The sequence below is a fragment of the Saprospiraceae bacterium genome (assembly GCA_016717265.1).
Taxonomy (GTDB): Bacteria; Bacteroidota; Bacteroidia; order Chitinophagales; family Saprospiraceae; genus Vicinibacter.
Genome location: JADKFX010000001.1, coordinates 2,788,537 through 2,804,321 on the forward strand (window position 1 = coordinate 2,788,537; position 15,785 = coordinate 2,804,321).

General features: G+C 31.8%; 14 protein-coding genes. 8 read left to right on the plus strand and 6 right to left on the minus strand.

Features of this window, described 5'->3' with window-relative positions; genetic code table 11:
* Nucleotides 1–33: 33 nt before the first annotated feature.
* Together IPO86_10945 and IPO86_10950 are read left to right on the plus strand one after the other, a co-directional pair.
* Nucleotides 34–2,550 (plus strand): hypothetical protein, encoded by a 2,517-nt coding sequence (locus IPO86_10945; GenBank protein MBK9728626.1) that lies wholly within the window; start codon nt 34–36, stop codon nt 2,548–2,550.
* A gap of 4 nt (nt 2,551–2,554) precedes the next feature.
* Nucleotides 2,555–3,034 carry a cytidine deaminase gene (locus IPO86_10950; protein MBK9728627.1) on the plus strand — a complete coding sequence of 160 codons (480 nt, stop codon included), beginning with the start codon at nt 2,555–2,557 and terminating at the stop codon, nt 3,032–3,034.
* A gap of 1 nt (nt 3,035) precedes the next feature.
* Here IPO86_10950 and kdsB read toward each other — a convergent pair whose 3' ends face one another.
* Entirely contained in the window at nt 3,036–3,791 is a 756-nt protein-coding gene (gene kdsB / locus IPO86_10955; protein ID MBK9728628.1) for a 3-deoxy-manno-octulosonate cytidylyltransferase, read from the minus strand.
* A 52-nt stretch (nt 3,792–3,843) separates the two neighbouring features.
* On the opposite strand from kdsB, the gene IPO86_10960 reads away from it, so the two are divergent.
* Together IPO86_10960 and IPO86_10965 are read left to right on the plus strand one after the other, a co-directional pair.
* On the plus strand, nt 3,844–4,650 hold the full coding sequence (locus IPO86_10960) for a LysM peptidoglycan-binding domain-containing protein (protein ID MBK9728629.1): 807 nt from the start codon (nt 3,844–3,846) through the stop codon (nt 4,648–4,650).
* Nucleotides 4,651–4,815: 165 nt separating this feature from the next.
* Entirely contained in the window at nt 4,816–6,174 is a 1,359-nt protein-coding gene (locus tag IPO86_10965) for a pyridoxal-phosphate dependent enzyme (GenBank protein MBK9728630.1), read from the plus strand.
* Here IPO86_10965 and IPO86_10970 read toward each other — a convergent pair.
* Nucleotides 6,158–6,886 (minus strand): C40 family peptidase, encoded by a 729-nt coding sequence (locus IPO86_10970; protein MBK9728631.1) that lies wholly within the window; start codon nt 6,884–6,886, stop codon nt 6,158–6,160. The two genes, IPO86_10965 and IPO86_10970, sit on opposite strands and share 17 nt — an antisense overlap.
* A 58-nt stretch (nt 6,887–6,944) precedes the next feature.
* On the opposite strand from IPO86_10970, the gene IPO86_10975 reads away from it, so the two are divergent.
* Nucleotides 6,945–8,000 carry a PorP/SprF family type IX secretion system membrane protein gene (locus IPO86_10975; GenBank protein ID MBK9728632.1) on the plus strand — a complete coding sequence of 352 codons (1,056 nt, stop codon included), beginning with the start codon at nt 6,945–6,947 and terminating at the stop codon, nt 7,998–8,000.
* 9 nt (nt 8,001–8,009) lie between these two features.
* On the opposite strand, the gene ribB is transcribed toward IPO86_10975, so the two are convergent.
* Genes ribB through IPO86_10990 form a run of 3 tightly spaced genes read right to left on the minus strand, consistent with a single transcriptional unit; the run spans nt 8,010 to nt 11,482 of the window.
* Nucleotides 8,010–9,110 (minus strand): 3,4-dihydroxy-2-butanone-4-phosphate synthase, encoded by a 1,101-nt coding sequence (gene ribB, locus IPO86_10980; GenBank protein ID MBK9728633.1) that lies wholly within the window; start codon nt 9,108–9,110, stop codon nt 8,010–8,012.
* Complete coding sequence (locus IPO86_10985; protein ID MBK9728634.1) at nt 9,110–10,318, minus strand: glycosyltransferase; 1,209 nt, start codon at nt 10,316–10,318, stop codon at nt 9,110–9,112. Before IPO86_10985 ends, ribB begins: the two co-directional genes overlap by 1 nt.
* 15 nt (nt 10,319–10,333) lie before the next feature.
* A complete protein-coding gene (locus IPO86_10990) occupies nt 10,334–11,482 on the minus strand; it encodes a glycosyltransferase (GenBank protein ID MBK9728635.1) in 1,149 nt (382 codons plus the stop codon).
* A gap of 254 nt (nt 11,483–11,736) precedes the next feature.
* Here IPO86_10990 and IPO86_10995 point away from each other — a divergent pair, with 254 nt between their 5' ends.
* Genes IPO86_10995 through IPO86_11005 form a run of 3 tightly spaced genes read left to right on the plus strand, consistent with a single transcriptional unit; the run spans nt 11,737 to nt 13,434 of the window.
* Entirely contained in the window at nt 11,737–12,408 is a 672-nt protein-coding gene (locus IPO86_10995) for an ABC transporter ATP-binding protein (protein MBK9728636.1), read from the plus strand.
* A 38-nt stretch (nt 12,409–12,446) separates the two neighbouring features.
* Nucleotides 12,447–13,043: an SCO family protein gene (locus tag IPO86_11000; protein MBK9728637.1), complete on the plus strand. Its 597-nt coding sequence runs from the start codon at nt 12,447–12,449 to the stop codon at nt 13,041–13,043.
* Nucleotides 13,033–13,434, plus strand: coding sequence for a cytochrome c (locus IPO86_11005; GenBank protein MBK9728638.1), 402 nt, complete (start codon nt 13,033–13,035; stop codon nt 13,432–13,434). Before IPO86_11000 ends, IPO86_11005 begins: the two co-directional genes overlap by 11 nt.
* Before the next feature lies 1 nt (nt 13,435).
* On the opposite strand, the gene IPO86_11010 is transcribed toward IPO86_11005, so the two are convergent.
* A complete protein-coding gene (locus IPO86_11010) occupies nt 13,436–15,670 on the minus strand; it encodes a TonB-dependent receptor (protein ID MBK9728639.1) in 2,235 nt (744 codons plus the stop codon).
* Nucleotides 15,671–15,785 lie beyond the last annotated feature (115 nt).

A 15,785-nucleotide genomic window follows, 5' to 3' on the forward strand; every position in this document is an offset into this window, starting at 1 on the left:
TAATATGTATAATCTTGATTTAAAACTTCTGATATGAATAATTCTCGTTTTCATTCAAAAAAATGCAACTTAAACAAGTGCAATAAGTTGACTCATTTTATAACATTAATTTTGATTATAAGTTATTCAAATTTAAAAACACAATCAAAAGACCCATTTCAAATTAATCAGCTTAGCCAATCGGAATCCGTACAAAGTAAAAATATTATCGGCACAGAAGTAAACAGTGTAAATGTAATATCAGAAGGAATCCGATATTACAAATTGAACAAAAAAAATATACTCAGTATTAAAAATCAATTTAATTCAATTGTTTCCATAAAGATTCCTACCAACACTGGAAAATCATTGCCTTTTGTATATACCGAATATGATTTCTTTACTTCGAATTTCGAAGTAGTACTTATAAAAAATACTGAACAAACACCCATGCCAGTTGACAAAGGCATACATTTAAAAGGGAAAATACTCAATGATGAAAATTCATTCTCTAGTTTAAGTGTTTATGAAAACGAACTTTATGGCACGGCGTATAGCAATAACGGAAATAAACTTAATATTTTACCCTTTGAAAATGGAAACACCTGTCTGGTCATTGATGAAGACAAAATATCCATAAATAAATATGCAACTGCATGCCATGCTGATGACTACCGCCATTATATTGAAAAAGAGGTCGAACTGCAATCTAGGTTATCTGATAATTGTAAAATTGTTTCTATTTCTGTTAATGTAGATTACGAACTATATTTAAAATTTAAAGGAAATATTCAATCTATTACAAATTATGTTACTGGGCTATTTAATAATGTTCATACTTTGTATAAAAGAGAAAATATATCAATCGCTTTGGCTCAAATAATTATACATTCAACAAAAGATGGCTTTACACATATTTCCGCCAATGAAGATTTAGATTATTTTAGAAAAAAATATCCAAATATTACTAAGACGGTAAAAATTTTGTTATCAGGATATTCCAAAAATAACTTAGCACCGCTTGGTGGCATATCCTATATCAATACACTTTGCAATTCAAGTTACGCTTATGCTTATGCAAATGTATTAGGAACTTATGTAAATGCCCCTGCTTATAGTTGGGATGTTTTTATGGTTACACATGAAATTGGTCATGTTTTAGGCTCAAGGCATACCCATGCTTGCGTATGGGGACCATCAAAAAATAAAGCGATTGACAATTGTGCGAAATTGGAAGGAAGCTGCTCAAATCCTGGTGTTCCCGTTAAAGGCACTATAATGAGCTATTGCTTTCAATCTGGCATGCCCGGAATTGATTTAAATTTAGGTTTTGGAACAGAACCAGGAAATTTAATAAGACAGCGTATTGCAAGTTCCAACTGTGTTACTTCGTATGTTCCAAATAACAAAACACAAATTTCCGGAAATTCAATAATTGAAGCAAATCTTGAATGTTCAGATGGGGTCTATACACATTACTATTTTGATAATAATACGATCGATGCCAAAGATGATATTCTTATCTTGTCAATAAACAAAAAAGGTAACAATATTGGCAATCTAAACACGAGATCTTTAACAATAAAGCTTCATACGTCTAAAGATTACGATATAAATAAAACAAGTCAAATAACTGCAAGCTATGTAGATCGCTCACAATCATTTTTTGTATCTAATAAATATTGGGAAATAAGTACAACACTACCTCCAGTTTCAAATGTCAGTATACTTTATTATTTTTCAAACTTAGAAATTGAAAGTTTAAAATCTCAAATTGGTTCGATTTCAACAAGTGATTTGAAGCTTTTTAATATTCTCTCTCCAGGCAATCCTGACCCATCGACAAATCATATGAATACACAAAAAGAAAATTTTGTAAGTTATGCATCGGCTTCAAAATTAGATTCTAATAAATATATTTACTCAAAATCAGATTCCAACACCATTGTCTTTGAATTAAGCAGTAAGCTTTTAGCAAATAGTAGTATTGGCATTTTTAATACTGTTCAAAATTTTGTTAATTTCTCAAAACTTAACGTCTCCAATAAATCTACACAAAATAATATACAATTTACAACCTTAAATGAAACAAATTGTGCATATTTCATTATTGAAAAATCAAAAGATCAATTAAAATTTGATTCCATTGGAAAAGTGCAGGCCAAAGGAAACTCGAAACTCGCTTCAAATTATACTTTTAATTATTCCGGAATGGAATATTCAGAAACTGTTTATAGAATAAAAGCGATAAATCAAAATAAACAAGTTGCACAATCCCCTATTTTTTCAAATTTGAATATATATAGCTACGATAACACTTTATCTGTTTATCCAAATCCAGTCAAAACAGGGGTGCTTTTTGTAGACTACAACAATCAATCAACAAATCTTGAAGTAACTATCAATATCTCGGATATTTATGGACGACTTCTCACTGTTTACAAGAAAACTGTTGTACCAGGTATAAACTATTTTTCAATCAATACCTCAGAATTAAAGGACGGACTCCATTACTTAAGTATTGTAAATAAATCGAATACACAGAAATTAGGCTTTACTGTTAGCAAATAAATGAATGACAAACCAAGAAATAATTATAAACTTTAAAAGTTATAACCGAGGTTTAGAACTTGACAATCTGCAACGCAAAACACTTGAGGCTGCACAACAGGCTACTCAACTCGCGTATGCTCCTTTTTCAAATTTCTTTGTTGGGGCGGCATTGTTATTGGAAAATGAGACCATTATACTTGGATGTAATCAGGAAAATGCTTCCTATCCATGTGGCATCTGCGCTGAACGAGCTGCTTTGTTTTCATACGGAAATTTAATTGAAAGCATTCCAATAAAAAAATTGGCAGTAAATGTTAGAAATCAAAAGAATCATCATCCGGTTGCACCGTGTGGACTTTGCAGACAAGTGATTTCAGAATTTGAACTTAAAAATAACCAGCCGATTGAAATCATATTGGGTGATTTAAATAATAACACTTATGTCTTTAAGTCCAGCTTAGATTTACTACCTCTGCAATTTCATTCTGGATTTCTAAAATAATTTATAAATTATTTTTTCTTGCATAAGAGATCGCGGTTACAAGATCTTCCATGGTATCAATTCCTATTGCATGGTCAGATACCAATTGAACTCCAATAGAATATCCATTTTGCAACCATCTCAATTGCTCAAGAGATTCAAATTGTTCTAAGCTTGACATTGGAAGACGAGATACTTCCAGTAAAACATCTCGCTTAAAAGAATATAAACCAATATGCCTTAACCATGAAAATTTAGAATTTAAATTCTGTTGTTCTCTTAAAAATGGAATTGGAGACCGACTGAAGTATAATGCCCTTTGGTTAAAATCAGTAACCACCTTAACTGTATTTGGATTTTCAATTAAATCATACGAAGACATTTCTATTGCCAAGGTAGCAATATCAAATTTATTAGTAGTCATTTGCTTAGCCAATAAATCGATACTTTTAGGATCAATAAAAGGTTCATCCCCTTGAATATTAATTGCATAATTAAATCCTGGGTGCAAACTTACATACTCGGCAATCCTATCTGTGCCACTCTGATGCTCCATTTTACTCATAAACACCTCAGCCCCAAATGAAATCGCATGATTTAAAATATCTTCATGATCTGTTACAATCACTATTTTATTTAGAATACTGGATTTAGAAACTTGCTCAAAAACTCTATGGAGTACTGATTTTCCTTCAATTTCTTTTAATAGCTTACCTGGCAATCGTTGAGATCCATATCTGGCTGGTATCAGTCCAATAAAATTATTTGTTTGAATCATTTAATATATTAAGAATAATTATAATATATTTGTAGTTAAATAATAGACATTTATGAGAATTAAATACTTCATACTCAGCTTTTTAATTGTTATATCTGACCAAATTAATGCACAGTCTGGTAAAATACATGCATGTCCAGATAGTTTACTAATTAACATTCAAAACAAAAATCAAGCCTTTTTCCTTCACAAAGTATCTAAAAATCAAACATTATTTAGTATTTCACAATTTTATAATATTTCTATTCTTGAGCTCCTTTCTGCAAATCAGGAACACGCTCACGGTACAATTAATGAATTTACAACTCTAAAAATTCCAGTTACACCGAATCAGATCACTGATAAAAAATTATTATCATCAAATAACCTGGTTCCAGTTTATTATATTGTAAATGCTAAGGATAATCTATTTAGCATTTGCAAGCGTTCTTTTGATTTTCCAATTGCAAGAATAAGACAACTAAATAAACTTGAAAACAATAGTTTAAAAGCTGGACAAGAGCTCCTCATTGGGTATTACCAAATACATTTGAATATTGATTCCGAGCACGTGTCCAATGCGCAAATGGAGCTAGATGAAACGATAACAGAAAAGTTTACACATACCTCCAGAGGCATTGCAATATGTGAATCTAAAGGTTTGGGCGAAGGCCGATTTTTTGCACTTCACAATACCGCCACTATGGAATCTTATATTGAAATTATGAATCCAATTTTAAATAGAAGTATACTTGCAAAAGTAATTGGCAGGATCCCTCCGATTTATGAAAAAGATGTTCAAGTTATTGTTTCTGCTGAAGTAGGTAGACAACTGAGCATATTTAATAAGCGATTCTTTGTGCAATTGAATTACAAATAAATAAGCTTTTAAATAGCCAATTAAGAATTCGGAACCTCCATATTTTGGATTGAAATTTCAATTCTAATTAGATTTAATATTCCCTACTAAATATACATTAACATAGTCTTAGATTTTTCAGAATTAAGACTCTTGAAAAATGCTTTAGCTTTACAGCAAAAATGTATGAAGTATTATAATAATATACTTGAAACTATTGGTAATACACCGCTTATAAAGCTCAATAAAGTCATTGATGATATCCCTGCATTGGTTTTAGCTAAAGTGGAAACATTTAATCCTGGACATTCTATAAAAGATCGGATGGCTGTTAAAATGGTAGAGGATGCTGAAAATTCTGGAAAAATCAAGCCAGGTGGCACCATCATTGAATGTACAAGCGGCAATACAGGTATGGGTCTTGCCTTAACAGCGTGTGTTAAAGGCTATAAATGCATATTTACCACCTCTGACAAGCAATCAAAAGAAAAAATTGATCTATTAAAAGCTCTGGGGGCTGAAGTCATCGTTTGCCCGACAAATGTAGAACCTACCGATCCTCGTTCCTACTACTCGGTAGCTGAAAAGCTAAGTAAAGAAATACCCAATTCATTTTGGTGCAATCAATATGATAATCCTTCAAACAGTATAGCACATTACGAAAGTACAGGACCAGAAATTTGGTCGCAAACGGATGGTAAAATAACACATCTTGTCGTTGGAGTCGGTACGGGAGGCACTATTTCAGGGGTAGCGAAGTACCTAAAAGAAAAAAATCCTTCAATTAAGATTTGGGGAATTGATACTTATGGTTCTGTATTCAAAAAATATAAAGAAACAGGCATCTTTGATGAAAAAGAGATTTACCCATATATTACTGAAGGAATCGGTGAAGATATTTTGCCTAAAAATGTAAATTTTGACTTAATTGACCTTTTTGAAAAAGTATCCGATAAAGATGGTGCATTAGCTGCAAGGCGATTGGCCCGTGAAGAAGGAATCTTACTTGGATATTCTGCAGGATCCGCAATGGCCGGATTACTACAATTAAAAAAGAAGCTTACAAAAGATGATGTGGTGGTTATCATATTTCATGATCATGGAAGTCGCTACATAGGCAAAATATATAATGATGATTGGATGCGCGAGCGAGGATTTCTCCAAACTGAATTATTAGTGTCAGACCTTGTTAAAGCCAAAACGGACAAAACATTTTATAGTATTTCACCCAATGAAACGATTCGAAATGTTCTTAGCCTTATGAAAAAACATGATATTTCACAGCTTCCGATCGTTGATAAAAATGAAATCATAGGTAGCATTTCAGAAAATATGGTATTAAATTTTATTATTGAAAATCCATTAAATAATCCTGAAAAAGCAGCGCATACGATCATGACGGAGGCGATGCCTATAGTATCCATGGAAACACCCTTAAGTATCTTAAATAAATATTTCTCAGAAAAAATTCCAGGTGTAGTTGTTAAAGACCAAGTAGGCAATTTTCATGTTTTAACAAAATATGATATTATAAGAGCCTTGTAAATCTTTTTGCAAATGCAAATACATGAGTATACTCAGAAAGTTGTGAATTAAATATTCCGGATTCATCAAAACGATCAATACGTACGGTTCCAGATGCGTGTAGAATTTGATAATTATCAATAGCAATTCCCACATGAATAATCATGTTGTCTTCATTTTTAAAAAATAATAAATCACCAGCTTCAATTTGACTTAAAAATATATCATCACCCGATTTACATTGTAAAGAAGCATCCCTTTCAATATTGAGGCCAACTAATCTATAAAACAATTGTGTTAATCCGGAACAATCAATTCCAAATCCAGTTTTACCACCCCAGAGATAAGGAGCATTTAAAAACGCTTCTTGCAAACAATGTAATGCCTTATCCAAATCCATTTTTTTCTCTGCTGTACCGGCTTCAATTTTGTCTACTGAAAGATCAAGAATGGATCCAAATGGTACTTTATAAATAGTATCTTCTCTTTTTATTATCGCGCTAAAAACATTAACTACCTCAAAATTAGTGGCAGAAAATTCCTTTTTAAAAAGCCATGATTTTGATTCAATCCAACCTGTATATGCATCCTGTAAACATTTAACAAAACTCCACGATTCAAAAGTATCTAATACTTCCAAAGACTCTCCATATAAAAGTTGACTTGTAAGCTCAGCTTTGTGTGAACGTTCCTTGCGAAGTTGAATAACGGGTGACCCTACTATTAATTTCATACTACAAAGGTAATCATAATATAAAAAACTATATCTTGCAAGCTTATGCGAAAATACTATGTTTAAAATATCAGTTCAGGTTTTTCTACTTTTAATGATATTCAATGTCATCCGTGCTCAAGATGTAAATTTTTCACAATTTAATACGGTAGCACCTTATTATAACCCAGCTTTTACCTCCACTTTTACTGGTAATTTTAGAGTAAGTTCAATCCATAGAAATCAATGGATTGGTCTCCAAGAAAGACCCATTAGCAGTTTTGGGGTATTGGGCGATATAAAATTTGATTTAGGTTTTCAGGATTTTAAAAATGACTATTTTGGAGCCGCTGTGTATTTTATTACAGATCGAGCAAAAATATTTGATTGGAACAATAATGAAATTTCGATTTTACTTTCATATCATAAATTATTAGAAAAATCTAGCGCTAATTATCTTTCCGTTGGAATAGGTTTTGGTATTACGCAAAGATCTATCAATTATGATAATATCTATTTTGAAGATCAATTTGATGGGATTACAAATTACAGTGGTACTTCAAGCGAATTATTGCCAGCAAACATCTATTCAAAACCTGAAATTAAATTTGGATTACAACACAATACTGCTTTAAATAGCAAACTTAGAATTCAATCAGGAGTAGCGCTTCATTACTTATTTAAACCAAACCTATCCTTGTATAATAATTTTGAAGACAAAGATTATACAGGTTCAAAAACAATTCTAGCAAATCATAAAATAACCGGTATTTTAAATTTAATATATAATGTAAATTCTTATACCGATATATATCCAAGGCTATTAATTACGAATCAAGGCCAACATTTTATGATTAATACAGGTTTATCCTTTAGAAGATCATTCTATACTTTAAACCAAACTGCTTTTCATTCAGGCGTGTCAACCCGTTTAGTAAAAAATTTAAACTCTATTGTTCCAGCAGATTTAGGTTTACAAGTCGGTTTTGAAATTAAAAATTTTATTATTGGGCTTCATTACGATTTTGGTATAAAAGATGCAATTCAATATAAATCACCAACCCATTCCATGGAGATAAGCTTTACATTAATCAGTAATTATGACTATGAGGGCTATATTTGCCCAAGTTTTTAGCAATAAAATTTATACTGGAAGGTAGCCGATTATTTCAAGGCCATAACCTTGAAGTGCTATTGTTTTTCTTGGATTATTAGAAATTATTTTCATTTTTCGAACACCAAGATCATGTAGTATTTGAGCACCAATTCCTATTTCACGTTGTTGTTGTTCGCTGCGCACATGTTCATTGTGAACATTGGATTCAATTCTAAAAAAAGGGTCTACTGTTCCTTCTTTTTGAGTTAACATCAATAGAATACCAAATTCTGTGTTTTTCAAAATTTGTAATGACTTTGCAACAATTGAATCCTGATCATTTACAATAATATCTATAAGCTCACAAAAAGTATCTGCATGTTGCACCCGAACATGCGCATAGTCCGCATTCGAAGATCCTCCTTTTACAAAAGCTACATGCATATCCCCAGTATTAATTTGACGGTATTGAATTAATTCAAATTCTATTCCGTCTATGATTCGATGCAACTTTTTCTCCACGAGTACTAATCGTTCACTACGCAATCGATACTCAATTAAATCATTAATTGAAATTATTTTAAGCCCTAATTTTTCTGCTCTTAAAATAAGCTGTGGCAAACGTGCCATGGAACCATCTTCATTCAATATTTCAATTAAAGCGCCGGCAGGTTTCATTCCCGCCAAACGAGCTAAATCAACTACAGCCTCCGTATGACCCGTTCTTTGTAAAACTCCACCTGATTTTGCCCTAAGTGGAAAAATATGCCCTGGCCTAGCAAAATCTTTTGAAACAAAATCAACATTTGCTAAAGCTTTGATAGTTAGGGCCCGATCATAAGTAGAAATACCCGTTGAACAACCATGACCTATTAAATCTACGGATACGGTAAATGCGGTTTCGTGAAGTGATGTATTATTTCTAACCATTAAAGGTAAATTCAGCTCATCCGCCCTATGCTCATCCAGAGGAGCACAAATTAGCCCTCTGCCTTCTGTAGCCATAAAATTTACTATTTCGGGACTAATTGTTTCTGCTGCACAAATAAAGTCACCTTCATTTTCGCGGTCTTCATTATCAACAACAATAATTACTTTACCTGATTTAAAATCCTGTATTCCTTCTTCTATTGTATTAAAATGTATCATTAAATTGAACTTCTTTTAGGTGGTTGCCAAGAACTTTTTTGCTTCCCAGTTAGATACAATATAAACCCATTTAATAAAGCAAGGTTCATTATGAAAAAGTATCTAAGGCCTCTTAATATTTTAATATGGATTCCAAGCTGGCTAAGCATAAGATCTAAGACTGGTAATCCAAGCATTACAAAACTAAAAACCATAAAAAACTCTAAGAATATATTCTGTTGTAATAGTCCTATAAAAAAGGAACTTAGCCAAACAATTAAAAGCAGGATAGGACCAATCCATCGAATTAATTTATGAGAAACAAACGCATACGCCAATTGCCAGGGTTGATTAAACATAAGATTATAAAAGATCGCCAAGTTCTGAAAATTTCCAATTGAAATTCTGGATTTTCTTTTAAATTCTTCAAAAATCTGATTCGGAATACCTTCATAACAAATTGCATTTTCATCTACTAAGCAAATTCCTCCTTTTATTAATGCATTCATAGAAATATAAAAATCATCAACAATTAAACTTGGTGGAATTTTTTCTAGATAAACAGATCTAATTGCAAAACAACCCCCGAAAGCTCCCATCATTTTACCCCAAACAAATCCTTCCATCCATTTGATATGCGTTTCCAAAGTCATATATTTGTTCTCAGAAAATGAAATTCCATCTTCCATAAGATTTCTTTGTACAATTCGAGAATCTACTAAGGCTACATTCGGTAAATAAAAATTAGTGCTTAATTGACGTATGGTATTTTTGTCCAACATTACATTCGCATCTGTAAATAGTATAATGTGGTCATTTGTTTTTGGATGCCTTTCAAATGCTACATCCATTAAATCATTAATCACATTTGTTTTTCCTCTTCTGATTGAAAATGGATAAAAATGAATTCTGGAATCCATTTTACAAAATTCCTCAATAATTTGGTTTGATTGGTCTAAAGATGCATCTGAACCTACATAAATCGCTAGTTTTTCTTTCGGGTAGTCAGAAGTTAAAACAGTGTCGAGTTTCTGGCCAATAATGGCCTCTTCATTGTATACAGAGGTAATACATGAAATAAAGGGTAATGTCTGATCACTTTTAAGATTTTCACTCTTCTTTCTAGATGAAAATTTATAAAGTAACAATAGATGAATAGGATATAATATATAGCTTTGAACGAGTAAGAAAAGCGAACTAAAAAAGAAAATTTTAAGTACCAGTATCATCCACTAAATCCATCTCTAAGAATGGGTGTGCGAATGTAATGCCTTTTTATATGCATGTACCAATTTGAGTGCTAATTTTGAACTATCAAAATGATTCAAAACAAAATTCCTTGCACTTTCACCTATACTTTGAAGTTTTGAATATTTTAAATGACATTGCTCTATACTATTAATAAAATCTTCTACCGTATTTGCAATAAAGACCTGTTCTTTATGCTTTGCTGGAATTCCCTCTAATCCAATAGATGTGGTTATCACTACCCTACCTAATGCCATGGCTTCTAAGATTTTAACACGGATACCAGACCCTGCAAAAATGGGCACAATTAATATAGGATACGCTAAGAGAAATTTCTTTGAATCCAAAACATTTTTGTGAAAAAACACACCTTTCAAATTAATTTCAGCCAAATCAGCTGAAGCATTTCTACCCGCAAAATGAAATTCTATAAATGGAAATTTTTTAATTAAAACTGGCCATACTTCATTTAAAAACCATCTAACCGCTTCACTATTCGGCATCCAATCCAAAGATCCAATAAAGGAAAGTGCAAGCGGCCTTGAATATGCATGATAATCTTCTTGATAATGCGACATTTCGAACCCTACCGGTGAAGCTACACAACCATTTTTATATCCTAATGACTTAAAATGAACTAAATCTCGTTCCGTTATAGCGACTAAAAAATCATAGTCATTTAAAGTATTGACTTCAAAATTTTTTAATTTATTACTTAAATATCTTAGATATAATTTCTTTGGCAAAAATTGAACTTGTTTTGCTATTCTTTGCCAGATTTCATGCTCAATATTATGTGCCCTTAAAACAATCATAGCATTAGAATACTTTTTAATTGTAGAAAGGAATGGAGCTAAATACAATGTTTCCAACTGAATTACATCAAAATTTTCAAGAATTAGAACTTCTTTTAATTTGTCATTAAAATCTTGCGAAATAAATCTTGAAATATGATAAGAGTCTGAACTAAATATATTTTTAAAAGCAGCATGCAATCTAATTCTGTTATCTACGTTCACTGAATATATTGCCTTGTAATAATTCAAATCTTCAGGGTACCCATGTTGCAAATCCACAAAATGCTTACTCGTGTTCATTGCTAAAAGACTTACTTCACAGCCAATTAATGTAAGGGCTTTACTCATTTGCAGAATTGCAATTGATTCGCCATCTTTAGCCGGGAACGGGAATTTTTTACAAAGCTGCAATATCTTCATAATAAGATTGAGATTCTGTTACGTTAAATCCCTAAAAAAAGTTCAAAATTAAGACTTAATGTAACTTCCTAATTTAAATTATTATATTTAACTGCAAAGGCAAGTTTTTTATTTCGCAAATACTTCAATTACCTTTGGAAATAAATTAGATGTTATTATATATAGAAATAAATAATATATAAATGATTGAATGTATAAATATTAAAAAGTCTTTCCAACAGTTGCAAGTACTTAAAAACATAAACCTCAAAGTACAAGAAGGACAATTAATTAGCATATTAGGCGCTTCCGGAGCAGGAAAAAGTACCTTACTCCATATTATTGGCACCCTTGATTCTGCCGACGAAGGGAATATCCTAATAAATGGTTTAAATCTGAAAAGCAAATCTGCAAATGAACTCGCTTTATTCAGAAATCAATTTATTGGTTTTATTTTCCAATTTCACCATTTGTTGCCTGAATTTTCAGCACTTGAGAATGTTTGTATTCCCGGATTAATAGCAAATCGGAAGGAAGCGGAGCTAAATTCAGCAGCAAAAAGTCTTTTAAGCAGACTTGGTTTGGAATCCAGATTAAGTCATAAGCCAGGTCAGCTATCTGGGGGTGAACAACAACGTGTTGCTTTAGCTAGGGCATTAATTAATAATCCTAAAATTTTATTAGCCGACGAACCCACTGGCAATCTAGATCAGGAAAATGCTGAACAAGTATTAAGTCTGATCTTGTCATTTAAAAAAGAAATGGGCATGACCACCATTATTGTCACACATGATCAGAAAATTGCATCCAAAACCGATATTTCCGTAACGATGCAAGACGGTATGATTTTAAATTCTCAAATCAACAATTCTTGACCTGAATTGTCTTAAGTATTACTAATAATAATTATTAAATGAAAATATTTAGCTTTTTATGCGTTCTGATATTTTTTTCCTGCCAGGAACGAAAGCTACCAATTCTTGGACTCCGGCATATTGAAAATGGAGATACTATTTATGTAAAAACACCTGATTTTTCATGTCAAAATCAATTTAATGAATTAATTGAAAGAAAACATTTAGAAGGTAAAATCCATATTTCCAATTTTTTCTTTACTTCGTGTGCAACTATTTGTCCTAAAACAATTCGCAGTATGATTAAAATTGGGAATCATTTTAAATCTAATAATGAGATTCATTATATAAATTTTAGCATTGATTATAGAAAAGACAGTGTTGGAAGGTTGAAAACATACTTCGACAAACTTCAAATTGATGTTCCTAACTTTCAACTTCTTCACATCTCAACTATGGAAGAAGTAAAGAGAATTTCTGAAAATTATATGAGTATTGCTGTTGAAGATCCAAGTGCACAAGGTGGATTTGATCATAGTGGTTGGATCTTATTAGCTGATAAAAATCAATATTTAAGATCGTATTGCTTGGGCACTGATGAAAAAGATGTAGATCGATTTATTAAAGATGTTCAAAAGCTACTAGATGAAGAATAATTTTATTCTGTTCTTATTCATTCTCTATATTTTTTCGACATGCAATTTATCTTCTGAAATATATAAGGAAGGAAAACTATCTTATGAAAATAAATGTGCTTCTTGTCATGGCATTCATGGTGAAGGTTTTGGTAAATTATATCCAAATTTAATGGATGTAAACTATATTACAAATCATAGAAATCAATTAAGTTGCTGGATTCTAAAAGGCATAGGACAGGAACCTTCAAATGCAAAAACCACAAGATTTTCAGATCAAATTATGCCAAAAAATCCGGACTTATCTGCTATTGAAATTTGCAATATTTTAAATTATTTAAATAAACAATATTGGTCTATGCCGGAATTCAAACTTTCAGAAATCGAAAAAAATATAGCTGCTTGTAAGTAGCTTAAAAATGATAAGATACAACAAGAGAAGGTAGTACCGGCAATTGATTCACCCTTCGGTTTTCAATGACATTAAAATAAAATATATTTTTTCGATCATAGGCATTTGTAACTGCAGCTACGATATCAAAATACCTTGTTTTGGAAATTACAATTTTCCTTTTTATGGAAAGATCTAATCGATGGTAATATGGAAGTCTACCACTATTTATCTTATCTGAATATATAACACCAATAGGAGCATTTTCAATACCAAAGGCGGTTTCTAATCCTTTCGGAATTTTATTATCTTCAAAGAAGCCTTGTATTTTTGTAAAGGCAAATCCAGAACCTAGATTCCACCGGAGTCCAGCTTCCCAAACTTTACCCGCACCAAATTGATAATCAATAACAATATTTGCATTATGTCTACGGTCAAAAAGTGCTGGAAATTTTTGAATCCCATCATCTCTATTAACATATCCTAGTGAATATCCCAACCATAAACTCCAGTTTACCCAACGAGATTTAAGCAATATATCCAATCCATAGGCCTCCCCTGTTTCCTGAGTATAATCAGATTCAGGCACAGACCGTTTATTTCTATTCAACTGATAAAGTGTTGTAAAGTCTTTAAAATAAGTCTCCACATTAATATCCGTATTTTCACTTAAATCATATTCAAAGCCAAAAATTGCATGGCTCGCCTTTATCAAACTTGGACTTGTGATAAAACCAACAAATAAATTTACGATATCCCGTTCACTTACGGAACTCATTAAATTTTGTGTAAACAAACCACCTGCAGCTTTTAATCGCAAATCATTTGAAACATTATACTTTACACCAAATCGTGGTTCAATAGAGGTTTTTCCTAGAGAAGCATAATATTGAAGTCTAATACTTGGATCAATTACCCAGTTTCCTAAAACTGTACGATACTTTAAATATCCAGCCAATTCTGTATTATTATCATTCTTAGTTATTGGTACTTTTAGAAAATTGGTAAAATTGAAATCCGTACTGTATGCATCAAACTCAACACCATACTTAAATTCTGAATGAGCTCCAAAATAAGTAAAATCAATATTCGTTTGTAATCCCTTAATTTCACTTGATCGGGGTTCAGAATTCAACTCATTAAGTTGAATCAAATATCTTGAATAAGCTATATTACCACCAATTATTAGGCTTGAATTTGTTGGTATTAATTTGAAGTTTGCACCACCACCAGAAGCATCCCAATCTAAATTTGCCAATCCTGTATAATTTACCTGATCATTAAAATTGAATCCAAACAAATTCAAAAAACTACCGTTACTTGCAATTGAAGAAATCTTCCCGTAAAAATCATGAAACTTGAAAGGCAAATTACTGGTTGAGGAATCAAATGCATATTTATAAAGCGTTTTTGAAGTTTGGTCAATAAACGAAGTTTTCCCTGTAAGTAAATAGGATGTTGACCCCCCTTTGTTTTCGTTAAATTTAGAAATAGGCCCTTCAATTAATGCTTTCGCTATAAAAGGACTAGCAGAAACTAAACCTGAAGTCCTGGTTTTATTTCCTTCTCTAGTCTTCATATCAATAATTGCCGAAATCCTACCTCCATATTCTGCTGGAAACCCACCTGTTAATACATCCACAGAACGAATGACCTCTGTTTCAAAGACAGAAAAAATACCAATGGAATGAAATGGGTTAAATATTGTCATTCCATCTAATAAAATTCTATTTTGAACTGGTGAACCACCTCGAATATAAATTTGACCTCCCTGATCACCTGTACTTACAACGCCCGGTATAATTTGCAGATATTGGGCAATATCAGCTTCACCCCCTGTTGAAGGTAAGGCCTTAATTTCTTTCGGGGTCACTGTTAATGTAGAAATTTTAACTTCAGTTCGAGCTTGTTGTTTCTTGCCAGATACACTCACTTCTCCTAATAATGTACTAGATTCTGATAAAAATATTTGCTTGTTAATAATCTGATTTCCCTTGATTGAAATTTCCACTTTAAAGGTATCAAATCCAATATATGAAGCGAATAATACATAGTCCCCTTTAGGTACTGCCGCGATATTAAAAAATCCGAGATTATCAGATAAGGCACCATATTTACTACCCTCTAAATATACAGACGTAAATCCAAGCGGTTCACCTGTATTTTTATTGTAGATATTTCCACGAATATCAGATTTTTGCGCAAAAACATTTATTACTGTAAATATGCACAAAAAGAGTGGTAATGATTTAAGCATCAGATTTCGTTTAGCCTGCAAAAGTACAATTTCATCAAGTATTAAAATCATATTTAACATCTTATACTAAACGATCTAATCTAAACTGTTGTTAATTGCTTAATGCCACCTAAAA

Coding starts and splice junctions, on each gene's coding strand:
- kdsB (MBK9728628.1), bottom strand. CDS start 3,791: ATGATTCAAACAAATAATTTTATTGGACTGATACCAGCCAGATATGGA.
- ribB (MBK9728633.1), bottom strand. CDS start 9,110: ATGATACATTTTAATACAATAGAAGAAGGAATACAGGATTTTAAATCA.
- IPO86_10985 (MBK9728634.1), bottom strand. CDS start 10,318: ATGATACTGGTACTTAAAATTTTCTTTTTTAGTTCGCTTTTCTTACTC.
- IPO86_10990 (MBK9728635.1), bottom strand. CDS start 11,482: ATGAGTAAAGCCCTTACATTAATTGGCTGTGAAGTAAGTCTTTTAGCA.
- IPO86_10975 (MBK9728632.1), top strand. CDS start 6,945: ATGTTTAAAATATCAGTTCAGGTTTTTCTACTTTTAATGATATTCAAT.
- IPO86_11010 (MBK9728639.1), bottom strand. CDS start 15,670: ATGCTTAAATCATTACCACTCTTTTTGTGCATATTTACAGTAATAAAT.
- IPO86_10945 (MBK9728626.1), top strand. CDS start 34: ATGAATAATTCTCGTTTTCATTCAAAAAAATGCAACTTAAACAAGTGC.
- IPO86_10965 (MBK9728630.1), top strand. CDS start 4,816: ATGAAGTATTATAATAATATACTTGAAACTATTGGTAATACACCGCTT.
- IPO86_10950 (MBK9728627.1), top strand. CDS start 2,555: ATGACAAACCAAGAAATAATTATAAACTTTAAAAGTTATAACCGAGGT.
- IPO86_10995 (MBK9728636.1), top strand. CDS start 11,737: ATGATTGAATGTATAAATATTAAAAAGTCTTTCCAACAGTTGCAAGTA.
- IPO86_10960 (MBK9728629.1), top strand. CDS start 3,844: ATGAGAATTAAATACTTCATACTCAGCTTTTTAATTGTTATATCTGAC.
- IPO86_11000 (MBK9728637.1), top strand. CDS start 12,447: ATGAAAATATTTAGCTTTTTATGCGTTCTGATATTTTTTTCCTGCCAG.
- IPO86_11005 (MBK9728638.1), top strand. CDS start 13,033: ATGAAGAATAATTTTATTCTGTTCTTATTCATTCTCTATATTTTTTCG.
- IPO86_10970 (MBK9728631.1), bottom strand. CDS start 6,886: ATGAAATTAATAGTAGGGTCACCCGTTATTCAACTTCGCAAGGAACGT.